At 45.3% G+C, this 13,169-nt stretch carries 9 protein-coding genes; 3 read left to right on the forward strand and 6 right to left on the reverse strand.

The window, feature by feature from the left end; genetic code table 11:
- Positions 1–132: 132 nt before the first annotated feature.
- The 4 genes from ileS to ACMQ5W_RS18360 all read right to left on the reverse strand — a co-directional run bounded on the left by ileS (position 133) and on the right by ACMQ5W_RS18360 (position 7,679).
- Positions 133–3,255, reverse strand: coding sequence for an isoleucine--tRNA ligase (ileS, locus tag ACMQ5W_RS18345; RefSeq protein ID WP_419026484.1), 3,123 nt, complete (start codon positions 3,253–3,255; stop codon positions 133–135).
- Between the two features lie 431 nt (positions 3,256–3,686).
- Complete coding sequence (locus ACMQ5W_RS18350; RefSeq protein ID WP_419026410.1) at positions 3,687–4,583, reverse strand: helix-turn-helix transcriptional regulator; 897 nt, start codon at positions 4,581–4,583, stop codon at positions 3,687–3,689.
- A 137-nt stretch (positions 4,584–4,720) separates the two neighbouring features.
- On the reverse strand, positions 4,721–6,187 hold the full coding sequence (gene nhaC, locus ACMQ5W_RS18355) for a Na+/H+ antiporter NhaC (RefSeq protein ID WP_419026411.1): 1,467 nt from the start codon (positions 6,185–6,187) through the stop codon (positions 4,721–4,723).
- Between the two features lie 109 nt (positions 6,188–6,296).
- On the reverse strand, positions 6,297–7,679 hold the full coding sequence (locus tag ACMQ5W_RS18360; protein WP_419026412.1) for an APC family permease: 1,383 nt from the start codon (positions 7,677–7,679) through the stop codon (positions 6,297–6,299).
- 135 nt (positions 7,680–7,814) lie between these two features.
- Here ACMQ5W_RS18360 and ACMQ5W_RS18365 point away from each other — a divergent pair, with 135 nt between their 5' ends.
- The 3 genes from ACMQ5W_RS18365 to ACMQ5W_RS18375 all read left to right on the forward strand — a co-directional run bounded on the left by ACMQ5W_RS18365 (position 7,815) and on the right by ACMQ5W_RS18375 (position 10,027).
- On the forward strand, positions 7,815–8,003 hold the full coding sequence (locus ACMQ5W_RS18365; RefSeq protein ID WP_148491746.1) for a hypothetical protein: 189 nt from the start codon (positions 7,815–7,817) through the stop codon (positions 8,001–8,003).
- A gap of 46 nt (positions 8,004–8,049) precedes the next feature.
- Entirely contained in the window at positions 8,050–8,880 is an 831-nt protein-coding gene (locus ACMQ5W_RS18370; protein WP_419026414.1) for a metallophosphoesterase family protein, read from the forward strand.
- 343 nt (positions 8,881–9,223) lie between these two features.
- Positions 9,224–10,027, forward strand: a complete 804-nt coding sequence (locus tag ACMQ5W_RS18375; RefSeq protein ID WP_419026415.1) for a hypothetical protein — start codon at positions 9,224–9,226, stop codon at positions 10,025–10,027.
- Between the two features lie 15 nt (positions 10,028–10,042).
- On the opposite strand, the gene ACMQ5W_RS18380 is transcribed toward ACMQ5W_RS18375, so the two are convergent.
- Both ACMQ5W_RS18380 and ACMQ5W_RS18385 read right to left on the reverse strand, forming a co-directional pair.
- Entirely contained in the window at positions 10,043–10,822 is a 780-nt protein-coding gene (locus ACMQ5W_RS18380) for a ZIP family metal transporter (RefSeq protein ID WP_148491743.1), read from the reverse strand.
- 95 nt (positions 10,823–10,917) lie between these two features.
- Complete coding sequence (locus tag ACMQ5W_RS18385; protein WP_419026417.1) at positions 10,918–13,029, reverse strand: polyribonucleotide nucleotidyltransferase; 2,112 nt, start codon at positions 13,027–13,029, stop codon at positions 10,918–10,920.
- Positions 13,030–13,169 lie beyond the last annotated feature (140 nt).

Consider the following 13,169-nt stretch of genomic DNA (forward strand, 5'->3'; position numbering starts at 1 on the left):
CTAGTATACACAATCTCAGATGGAGAGGCAATCAACGCTCCGTAGACAACAGTTTTACGGCAAAAAAAGCCCGGGAAATGCCTGCTTTGCAGTCTCCCGGGCTTCTATTGGCTTGTATTTATCTGATTTTTGCTAAATTCTCTCTACGCCGATTCCAGTCTTATGACCGTTGAGGTCAAACTCACTGAGACCGTCTTTCTTCTCGATGGCAACAGCAAGAGTTTCCTTTTTGATATAGTCCTCAAAGGTATCTACAGCTTTCTGCACCTCTTCATCTGCGGCAACAAAGATTTTGATGTTGTCCATCATCTCAAAGTCTTCCTGCTTACGCATCTGCTGAACCTTGGAAACCAGTTCTCTTGCCAGTCCCTCTGTAGCCAGTTCAGGAGTTACTGTCGTATCTAAAATGGTGAACACGTTGTTCTCCATGGCTACGGCAAAGCCCTCCTTGGCGCTGATACGCACATCGACAAAGTCTTTCTCAATGTCGAAATCTTCGCCGTCCAGGTTCAGAACCACCTTGCCGTCTGCCTCCATCTTAGCGACAAACGCAGCTGCATTCTCTTTTGCAAGAGCGCCGCCAAAGGCTTTGATCTTTTTGCCTAGAACAGGACCTGCCACCTTGAAGTTCGGCTTCAAGCTGAAGTTCATAAAGGTATCCAGATCTTCTGCAAAGACTACGTTTTTCACGTTCAGTTCTTCCATGATCAGTGGAGTCAAATCTTCGATGGTAGCTTTATACTTTCCGTCCACCATGATTTCGGAAAGCGGCTGTCTGACCTTGATTCTCTCCTTTTCTCTGGTGCCTCTTCCCAGAGTGACCAGGGTTCTGACCAGATCCATTCTCTCTTCGACCTTTTTGTCGATGAGTTTTTGATTTGCTTCTGGGAAATAGGCCACGTGAACGCTCTCTTCGCCAGTCAGGTTGGTATAGATTTCGTCAGCTAGGAACGGTGCAATCGGAGCGATCAGTTTTGCTGTACCGACTAAAACTTCATAAGTGGTCGCATAAACGCTCTTCTTATCCTCGGTCATCTCCTCTGCATAGAATCTTCTTCTCGCTCTTCTGATATACCAGTTGGACAAATCTTCAGCCACAAAGTCGGTGATGGCTCTTACGGTCTTCATATGATCGTAGCTGTCCATATATTCCGTTACGTCTTTAATCAGTTGGTTGTATTTTGATAAGATCCATCGATCCAACTCCGGTCTTTTGTCATAATCAACGGCCAGTTGGTCGGCTTTGATATCGTCCTGATTGGAATAGAGAACGAAGAAGTTGTATACATTCTTCAGTGTTCCAAAGAACTTGCTGACAACGTCAATTAATCCGTCCTCGTCAAACTTGGTCGGTGACCAGGCTGGCGATACGCTGAGCAGATACCATCTGGTAGCGTCTGCACCGTATTTGTCGAAGAGTTCAAATGGTGAGACTGTATTTCCCTTGGACTTTGACATCTTCTTTCCTTCTTTGTCCAGGATCAAATCGTTTACCAATACATTTCTGTAAGGAGCCTGGCCTTTGATAAAGGTAGAAATCGCCATCAGTGAATAGAACCAGCCTCTGGTCTGATCGATACCCTCGCAGATGAAGTCAGCCGGAAACAGCTTCTCATCAAAGATGTCTTTATTTTCAAACGGGTAGTGCCACTGGGCAAATGGCATCGCGCCAGAGTCGAACCAACAATCCATGACTTCTGGAATTCTGGTCATCGGTTTGCCGCAGTGAGGGCATGTGATGTGAACATCGTCCACATACGGTCTGTGCAGCTCGATGGTATTATCGATGTCTTCGATGGCTTTTTCCGCCAGTTCATCTCTGCTGCCGATGCATTCCAGATGGCCGCATTCGCATCTCCACACCGGAATCGGCGTACCCCAGTATCTGGTTCTGGAAATCGCCCAGTCCTTCACTTCTGACAGCCAGTTTCCAAATCTCTTCTCGCCGACAAAATCAGGATACCAGTTGACAGTGTTGTTATTTTCAACAAGCTTGTCTTTCAGCTTGCTCATCTCGATATACCAGCTCGGTTTCGCATAGTACACAAGCGGCGTGTTGCATCTCCAGCAGTGCGGATAGTTATGCTCCAGCTTCGCTTTGCTGAAGATCTTATCCTCGCTGGCCAGCCATTTGATGATGTCCACATCCAGACCCTCTTCCATGACAAAACGTCCGGCCCACGGAGTCTCAGTATAACATCCTCTTTCGTCTACAGGCTGCAGCATCGGAAGATTATATTTTCTGCCGCACTGATAGTCGTCTTCACCGAATGCCGGTGCAGTATGGACGATACCAGTACCGTCTTCAACGGATACATAGTCCATGCAAGTTACGAAGAACGCTTTCTTATCTGCTTTTACAAAAGGCATCAGCTGTTCGTACTCAATGTATTCCAAGTCGCTTCCCTTCATTTCGGCAGCCACTTCGTATTTGCCTTCGCCCAGGACTTTATCAGCCAGCGCTTTGGCGACATAGAAGATGTTTCCTTCCTCTTCGCCCTCTGTCATCTTTGCTTTGATATAGTCAATGTCAGGACCTACGGTGAGCACGGTGTTGGAAGCCAGAGTCCAAGGCGTTGTCGTCCACGCTAAGAAATACTCGTTTTCAGCATCCTTTCTCTTGAACTTGGCGACCAGGGTGTTGACTTTTACTTCCTTGTAGCCCTGGGCTACTTCGTGGGAAGCCAGTCCCGTTCCGCATCTTGGACAGTAAGGGAGAATCTTGTGTCCTTCGTAGATCAGCCCTTCTTTGAAGAATTCTTTGAGAATCCACCAGCAGGACTCGATATAATCGTTGTCCAATGTGATATATGGGTCGTCCAAGTCCACCAGATAACCCATTCTCTCTGTCATCTCTCTCCACATACCGGTGTAGGTAAATACAGACTCCTTGCACTTCTCGTTAAATTCCTTGATTCCGTATTTTTCGATATCTTGTTTGCCGCTCATGTTCAGCTGCTTTTCCACTTCGATTTCTACAGGCAGTCCGTGAGTATCCCAGCCCGCTTTTCTGTTGACCTGAAATCCCTTCATGGTCTTATAACGGCAGATGGAATCCTTCAGGGTTCTCGCCATGACGTGGTGAATGCCCGGTTTCCCGTTTGCCGTCGGCGGTCCTTCATAAAAGACAAATTTAGGCTGACCTTCTCTGGCTGTCACGCATTTATGCAGCAGGTCTTCCTCTTTCCACTGTTTCACCTGTTCGTTCTGCACTTCTGCTACAGGTTTTTCTGATAGTTTCTTAAACATTTGTATTCTTGCTTCCTTTCCATTTCTTTGGTTAGGTTAGGGCAGCGCCGTAAAAATCACAAAATTAAAGTTTTGGCTTTTCTGGCGTTTGACCTACCAACGATTTCTTTCAGAAATCAGGTTAGGGTATAAAGAAAATCCCTAACCGAATATGATTTCGATTAGGGACGATTAGTAACTTAACCGCGGTACCACCCTAGTTGCTTACCTCCAGTACAGCTTACACTGCACTTAAGGTGCCTCTCTTTAAAGTGTCAGACTCCAGAGTGATATTCACATCCTGTTTCACCGACTGTCTCTCACCAAATGACAGTCTCTCTGTAAGGATCTTACACAGTGCTACTGGTTCCTTCAACGTCTGCATATTGAATTGTCAATACTTACGTACCCAGATATTTTAGCACTTCTCACTTGTTTATGCAAGTAAAAATTTATATTTATGAATTTCTCAGCTTATTAACGGCCTGTACACGATTTTCAACCTCAAGTTTTTTATACAGTCTATGATTATGTACTTTGACGGCGCTTTCTGACATGGCAAGCGCATCTGCAATCTGCACGTTGCTCTTCCCTTCCAGCAAAAGCGCGGCCACAGCCCGTTCGCCGTCGCTAAAGCCATAGCGTTTTGCAGCCAGGTTCAAGCCTTCTTCAAAGGTACTGTCCCTTCGGCAGGATTTCCAGACTAAATAGAGGTTGGTGCTGCTGAGAATCAGCCATATCAGAATCGATACCAGGTCTTCCCCTATCATATAGTCACCGCCGCTGCGGTAGTATAGAGAAAGCAAAGCGTCTTCCACGCATTCAAAGAGGAAAGCCGCATCATAAAGCAAGATGACGCCCCTGTTGATTCCAAGGCTTGTGTGAAAGATTCTGACTGTATACCGAGTACCTTTGACAGATATGAAAAGCCAGACGATTCCACCCAACAGGAGGTAGACAGTATAGTACGCCTTATCAGAGATGTTTACGAAGTCAAGCACCAGGTTGCCTGCCACGATGAGGCTAAAGACTATGCCCATGTACCTCTCCCTTGGCTGTCTGGCAAATTTACGCTCAAACTCTATGAAATAGTATGCCAGCACCGTCCAAAAGGCGTTATCTACGGCAAGCATGATATTTTCATAATTATACAATTTGACCTGCCAGAAATAATAATAGAGAAAATCGATGATATTGAGAGCTGCAATCATAACAAAGAATATGGTGGTATTGTTTTCTTTTATGCCGCTGTCAGCAACTAACATGTCCTTTTGTCTCAGCAACAATTGAATAGCCAGTGCGGCAACGCCCAGTAAAACAGTCATGCCATAGCACAGCGTGATGATACTCTCCATATAACGCCTCCCAATACGACAAATACGACAAAAAACCAGGTATCATATCCTAGTTTTTTGTCATTGGATTTTATTTTACTTTTATTATATAAGAAGGACTTATAAATGTCCAGACTTATCTGTCGTTTGCCAAAGGATTAAGCTTCTAATGCTTTCAAGGCGGCAATTTTATCTTCTTCCCTCTGCTGAAGGACTTTTTGATATTCCTCCTCGGTCATCTTGGTCATGGTAATGCCGGTAAATCCATAGAAAATAGATATCAATGGGTTGACCCAGTTGAGGACGGCATATGGTATGTAGCCAGAACCAACGCCCAGGAAACTGCGCATGGTAGCACCGCAGGTATTCCATGGGATAAAGTTGGAGGTGATGGTTCCGGAGTCTTCCAGACATCTGGACAGGTTCTTCGGCGCCAATCTCATATCCTCAAAAGCTTCCTTATACATTCTTCCTGGAAGAATAATTGCCAAGTATTGGTCAGAGCAGAGTACATTGACGATAAAGCAGGATACGATTGTGACCGTAACCAGTCCTCCTCTTGTCCCTCTTGCCAATTTCAGCAGTGCCTGCGCCAGGGTGCCCATGATACCGGTGCAATCTACAATACCGCCAAATACCATGGCGCAGAGAATCAATGAAATGGTGTTCATCATGCCCTGCATACCTGCTGAAGAGAGCAATCCGCCCAGTTTGGCGATGACCATGCTGGCGTTTTCCGGAACTGCGGTTTCCCATCCATAGTTTGTAATAGAAAACACTTGCTTGAGCAGAGAAGAATCCTGCATAGCGATAAACGGGATGCCCAGGACCACGCCGCCCAAAAGGGAAGGCAGCGCCGGCAGCTTCATGGCCACTGCAACGATGACGAACACAGGTGGGATCAGATAAAGAATACCTACGTTAAAATTATCTGTGATAAAGCCTAATATTTCCTGTACAGTATCCATATTCGCGCTTCCGCCGCCACGAGTGAAACCGATGACCAGATACACGGCCAAAGCGATGATTAACGACGGGCCTGTGGTAAATACCATGTGCTTGATATGGTCAAACAGCGTTGATCCGGCAACGGCAGGTGCTAGATTTGTCGTATCTGACAGCGGCGACATCTTGTCTCCAAAATATGCGCCTGATACTACCGCGCCAGCGGTCATAATTGCCGGATAGCCTAAGGCTGTGCCGACACCAATCAGTGCCACACCCATGGAACCTGCTGTGGACCACGAAGATCCTGTTGCCAGGGATACGATGGAGCAGAGCAGACAGGCAGTAAATAAGAAAATGCTCGGTGAAATGACCTTAATTCCAAAATACATCATGGAAGGAACGACACCGCCGGCTACCCAGGAGCCCAGCATCAAACCTACGACTGCTAAAATCAAGATGGCCTGCATGGTCCTGTTGATGGCAGCCAGAATACCCTGCTCCATAAAAGGCCATTTCCAGCCGTTGATTGCCGCGATGATTGCCGCAAAGGCTCCGCTCAGAATCAGCGCGAAGTGCGCCTTATCCTCGTTGGGATCTACCATGATCGATAGGTACAAGAGTACCAGCAGTACAACCATAACAAGGATGCATTGCCACATAGGAATTTTTTTACCCATAATAAATCTCCTATAAAAAATTGTAATGAGTGATAACTTCCAGGTCTCATTAAATCATCATAGGAGATATTGTGCAATTTAACTTAAGTTATTTGCATGTTAACTTAAGTTACAGCGTAAAATTTTGTCTTTTTGACCAGAAATAAAAGGCGATTCCCAGGAGGCTCCAGATGACGAGACAGATTCTCGATTCTGGCGCTAAGTAAGACGGCATGCCCGGAACCAGCAGCAGCAGGACGAAGATCAGAGAGAAAAATGCGCCCACGATGGCAAAGAGTTTCAGCATTGGCTTGTGGTCCTGCGGGTTTGTTTTCAGGGTTTTCAGGGTTGCCAAACATGTATAACCATAGCCGATGGCCGCCCCGATAGATGACATATCCACAATCCAGCCCAGCACCTCCCGGCCAAACCACGGTGCGGTCAGAGAGATGGCCATGATGAACAAAATTGCGTTCTTTGGGGTTTTGCTCTTTGGATCGATTTTACCAAACCAGGCAGGAAGGGCTTTTTCTCTGGACATGGAATAGAGCAGCCTGCTGGTGGCCATATAAAAACCGATGATGCCAGAGAGCACCGCGCATATCAATGCGACACCTAAAAAGATGAGTCCTGCTTTTCCCATGATGAACTCCACGGCTTCACCAGTAGGCCAGTCATAACCTTTTGCCATAAAGGTTTCCCATGGCATTACCGCAGCTGTAATCGTATTGATGGCGATGTAAACAAATCCACCAAATAGAACAGCAAAAATCATGATGCCATTTGCTTTTTTCGGAGAAAAGTCAAATTCCTCTGCCGCCTGGGGGATGGAATCAAAGCCGACAAAAGCCCATGGTGCTATGGCAACCACAGCGACGATAGATGCCCAGGAGGATTTACCGTCAGGATACGCAGGCTGTAAATTGGATAATTCAACCTGCGGATTGAGAATGGCGCCAATCAGCAAAATGAAGACTGATGCGACTAAGGACAGCGCCATGACAGTCTGCATCCAACCTGCAACACTGATGCCTTTGATGGAGAGGGCTGCAAATAAAATCAGCGCCAGAGATGCTAAAATGATCTCCCCTGCATAAATGTCCCAGCCAGCCACTGAATACAGATATCCCACCTCCAGCACGCCTCCCAGAAGCTTTCTGCTGACCAGACCCAGTGCCGTAGCATTGAGAGGTACGATGGACAGATACGACAGACCTAAAAACCAACCGCAGATATAAGCGTTTCTCCGTCCAAAGGTGTTCTTTGTAAAAGTGTATTCACCGCCTGCCACTGGATATTTCTGCACCATATAGCCGTAGTTCATCGCTATAGTAATCATAATCAAAGCGCCGATGGCTAGTCCGATTGCGCTGCCCAAGGGGCCGGATTTGGGCAGAAAGGTAGTGCCTGGCATGACAAAAGCTCCCCAGCCAATGATACTGCCCAGTGCCAATGACCAGACGTTGATAGGTTTTAACTTCCGTTCTAAATTCAAGTCTGTATGATTTTTCATATATTTGTCTCCTGTAGATGTTGCGTCGTAATGTCTAAAACACTATCGATTATAGCATATCAGGAAAAATTTATCAAAAATAGTTTGTATCATATTCCTTTTGTGGTAAAATCTAGGTAACAGGAGGTGAAGGTTATGCAATTAGTTTTATTAGGCCTCGTATTTGTAATCGGCCTTTTTGCTTATTATCTATTCAGCACCAGAGGCGGTTCGAGTGACGACAGTAAAAAAACAAAGAAAGATGACGATTTGAAGAGAGAGGAAAACGTAATCTTCCTGCCTGATGATCTGGAAAAAATAAAGAGTAAGCATAAAAAAAAGTAGAAACAAAGAAACGCCGCTGCGCATATGATAAGGCAGAGGTGTTTTTATGTCATATGGAATCAGACGAATCAAAAAATCTTTTGCAAAGGCTCTGCATATTTCAATTGAGGATCATCCAAAAATTGTCATCATGAGCGATTGCCACCGGGGCAGTGGTACCTGGGCAGACAACTTTCTTAACAACAGACCCATCTATACGGCTGCACTGAAGCACTATTACAGCCGTAATTTTACATATATCGAATTGGGAGACGGCGATGAGCTCTGGGAGAATCGCCGTTTTTCTGATGTCTATAACACGCATAGAGAAATCTACAATATTTTAGAGGAATTTCACAATGAAAACAGGCTTTACATGGTTTTTGGCAATCATGACCGCGTCAAAGAAAACTCCGCTTACGTTTGGAAAGGCCTGACAGAAACAATTCCCTTTTACGAATCTATCATCGTCGATGGTCTTGACATTCCCCCTATCTACATGTTTCACGGATACCAAGGCGACCTGATCAACGACCAGTTCTGGAAAATCTCTCGCTGGCTTGTCCGCTATCTTTGGCGTCCCTTGGAAATTCGTGGAGTGAAAGATCCGACCAGTGCAGCCAAGAACTATACAAAAGTCCGTCACATAGAGGAGAACTTTATCAACTACAGCTGTCAAGAGCGGTGTGTCGTTGTCGCCGGTCACACTCACAAGCCCACACTGATGAAAACGGACTGTGGCATGTATTTTAACAGTGGCAGCTGCGTGCATCCAGAAGCGATCACTGCCATCGAGATTCAAAACGGCTTTGCCCAATTAGTCAAATGGTCGATCTGTTCTGGTGCAGATATGGGTTTATACGTATGCAAAGAAGTGATTGCCACACAGGAACTGTGAAAAATCATTGCCAGCCGGTTCGGAGAGCCGACATGGAGAGCATTTTTACTATATAGAAAATTTTTATGTTAATGAGTATAAAAATATGTAAATATATGTAAATCGAATTTGTATAATCGTTAAAATGAACTAACAAGAGCATAAAAATAAAGATTTTATCCTCTTGCCTTCAATTATTTACCAGTTTTTTACTTTTTCTTATACTCAAAAAAATATTTTTTGCTCATATAGTAAAATTTCCAAAGGGATTCCATATCCATATCATTTTAAAACTGCTTTAACAATTTTTATTTACATATTATTACAATTATGTTAGAATATATTTACAGTTTGGAGGTGCACCATGATTAATTATCTAAAATTAACAGAACAGGATATAGAAGCACAGGAAACCGTATACAGAATTGCCACGGAAGTAATCCAGCAGCTGCCGGAGGGGCGTTTGAATTGCAAAATAATGAACAACCGTTGCTATTATTATTGGGTTGATGCAGTAAACAAACAGCACTATATACGAAAAAAGGATCGGGATTTAGTTCATCTGTTAAAGTACAAGAAACTACTTCAGCTGACGATTGATGTAATCCGAGAAAATCTAAAAATCCAAAACCGCATCCTGAAGACTTACAAAGAGTATACTCCGGCATCCCTCTACGAACTGTTGCCTAATACATACCGAGACATGCCGGTTTCATTTTATACAAGTGAGTTCCTTCCTTCAGATGCAGAAGCAGAGGACGACGACGAAAAGTTCATTGCAGAAGGTCTGAAGCAAAAGACGAGTTTTGGTCTATCGGTGCGGTCAAAATCCGAAGCCTTAATTGCTGAACTGCTCCACGCGGCATCTATTCCCTTTGAATATGAAAAGAAACTCGTTATTAGAGATGCAAATAACAAGAAAGTTAAATATCGCCCTGACTTCACCTTTACGCTGCCCTCCGGTTTAAAAATCTATTGGGAACACGTGGGACTTCTGCATGACGAGGATTATCGAAAACGCACGATGAAGAAATTTATGGATTACTATCTCAATGAGATCATCATGCCTGACAGCCTCATCCTCACCATGGAAACTGCTGACGGCGCCATCGACATTGCCGCCATCGACAGGGTTATCAAAGGGCAATTACTGCCCTTCTTCCAATAGTTTTATCAAATAATCCTATCCTAAAGCCACATCCAAGGTCATCATGATGACAAAACCGACAGCAAAGCCGATCGTGCCGATATTGCTGTGGTTTCCTTCGCTGGCCTCAGGAATCAGCTCTTCCACCACCACGTAAATCATCGCACCCGCCGCAAAAGCGAGGATGTATGGCAATATCGGTGATATGAAATGGGTTAGAAAAATCGTCAGAACTGCTGCGATAGGTTCTACCACTCCAGAAGCGGTTCCATACAGGAAGGCTCTGCCTCTGTGCATCCCATTCTCACTCTTCAGCGGCATGGAAACAATCGCGCCCTCCGGGAAATTCTGAATGGCGATTCCCACCGCCAAAGTCATGGCGCTTGCCATGGTAATATCGCTGTTGCCTGTCAGCATGCCGGCAAAGACCACACCCACTGCCATGCCTTCTGGAATATTGTGCAGGGTCACTGCCAGGACTAACATCGTATTCTTTCTCAGTTTACTATCCCTGCCCTCCGGAGTGCTGCTTCCTAAATGCAAATGCGGAATGGTCTTGTCGAGAGCCAATAGAAACAAAATTCCGATCATGAGCCCCGCCGCTGCTGGAACAAAGGCCAGTTTACCCATTGATTCAGACATATCCATGGCCGGTATCAAAAGGGACCATACGGAAGCCGCAATCATGACGCCAGATGCAAAGCCAAGCAAAGCTTTCTGTATCAACGGTTTGATTTCGTTTTTTAATAAAAAGACACAGGCCGCGCCTAAGGTCGTGCCTAGAAATGGTATCAATAGCCCAAAAAAAGTCTGCATAGAGAATCTCCTTTCACTCCTTATTCTATACCACACACCCGATATTCTATTCACGAAAAAAGAAGCTGCCACAAATCTGTGACAACTTCTCTGGTTTATTTCAGTAATTCTTTTCTAGAAAGATTGATTCTGTTCTGATTGTCGATTTCAGTTACCTTAACGGTGACCTTATCTCCGATATTCATCACGTCTTCCACCTTTTCAACTCTTTCCTTCGCCATCTTGGAGATGTGCAGGAGACCTTCTTTGCCCGGCAGGATTTCGATGAAAGCTCCGAAGTTCATGATTCTCATAACCGTTCCTTCATAAGTTTCGCCTACTTCTACGTCCTTGGTCAGAAGTTCGATCTGCTTTCTTGCAGCATTGGCGCCCTCCATGTCAGCACTGTAAATACTTACAAGACCTGGATCATCTTCTGAGATATCGATCTTTACGCCGGTCTCTTCCACGATTTTGTTGATGGTCTTTCCGCCCGGCCCGATGACAATTCTGATCTTGTCAGGGTCAATACGCATTGTAATGCTTCTAGGTGCATATTTTGACATCTCTGCTCTCGGCTCAGGAATTTCTTCTAACATCTGTTCCATGATATACATTCTGCCGATCTTTGCCTGCTCCAATGCCTTCTCCAAAATCTCTCTGGACAGTCCATGGACTTTGATGTCCATCTGGATGGCGGTGACACCGACTTCCGTACCAGTTACTTTGAAGTCCATGTCGCCCAGGAAGTCTTCCATGCCCTGGATATCGCTCAAGATTGCCATTTTGCTGCTGCCGTCTTCTTCGACTCTTTCAATGAGCCCCATGGCGATGCCTGCTACCGGTCTCTTGATCGGAACACCAGCATCCATCAGCGCCAGACAAGAGCCACAGGTAGATCCCATGGAAGTTGATCCATTGGATGACAATACATCTGAAACCACACGAATCGCATATGGGAATTCTTCAACAGTAGGCAGTACCGGAATCAATGCTCTTTCTGCCAGAGCGCCGTGTCCGATTTCTCTTCTGCCAGGGCTTCTTGACGGTCTCGCTTCACCGACAGAATAAGCAGGGAAATTATAGTGATGCATATATCTCTTTTCCGTCTGCTCACTGATGCCGTCGATGGTCTGTGATTCACTAGCCGGTGCAAGGGTGCAGGCACTCATAACCTGTGTCTGTCCTCTCTTGAACAAGCCGCTGCCGTGAACTCTTGGAAGCAGTGATGTTTCACACCAGATTGGTCTGATTTCGTCCAATTTTCTGTTGTCCGGCCTGATGCCTTCGTCAAGAATCATAGCGCGTACACATTCTTTTGTAATATTGTAAAGTACACTGGCAATATCTTTTTCATTTTCCGGATAGATGTCAGCAAAGTGTTCTTTCGTCTCCACTTCCACTGCATCCATATTGTCCAGTCTTTCCTGCTTGTCCTGTGTCTTAATCGCCGTCTTCATCTTGTCTACTGCATAAGCTCTGACTGCCTGGTCAATTTCTTCAGGAACTGTGTAGAGTTCAATTTCCTGCTTTGGCTTGCCAACCTCTGCAATGATTTCATCGATAAATTCAACAATTTTTTTGATTTCTTCATGAGCAAAGAGAATCGCGTCCAGCATGATGCTTTCCGGCACTTCTTCTGCTCCTGCTTCAACCATCATGATGGCTTCTTTCGTTCCTGCCACTGTCAGATTCATCAGAGACTTCTCTCTCTGTTCCAAAGTCGGATTGACGATAAACTGACCGTCAACCATGCCTACACGAACAGATCCTGTAGGACCTTCCCATGGAATATCAGAGGTTGCCAAAGCAACAGAGGAACCGATCATCGCCATGATATCAGTTTCACAGTCCGGATCAACGGACATAACAGTAGCGACGACAACGACGTCATTGTAGTAGCCTTTCGGAAACAGTGGTCTGAGTGGTCTATCCATCAGTCTGGAGCAGAGGGTAGCTTTTTCACTCGGTCTGCCTTCTCTTTTTATAAAACCGCCAGGAATCTTTCCTGCTGCGTACATTCTTTCTTCATAATCGCAACTCAGTGGAAAAAAGTCAATGTCAGGTCTCGGCTCTTTCGATGCGCAGGCTGTCACGTTAACTACGGACTCCCCGTATCTGAGCATTACCTGGCCATTTGCCTGTTCGCAAACTTTTCCGATTTCCAGTTGAAGAAGTCTCCCTCCAACTGCTGTTTTAAATGTTCTGTAATCTGTAAATCTCGCCATTATTAATAAACAACTCCTTCCTGTTTATTGTATTTTTCAGTTTGGCTTTAACTATTTATCAAAAAAGGCGACTGCGCCGCTCCGCTAGGGAACCCTAGGTTCCCTTCGGCGCCTGCTTCGCAGGCTGAGCACCCTCCTCA

The sequence above is a fragment of the Emergencia sp. genome (genome assembly GCF_048465375.1).
Classification (GTDB): domain Bacteria; phylum Bacillota; class Clostridia; order Peptostreptococcales; family Anaerovoracaceae; genus Senimuribacter.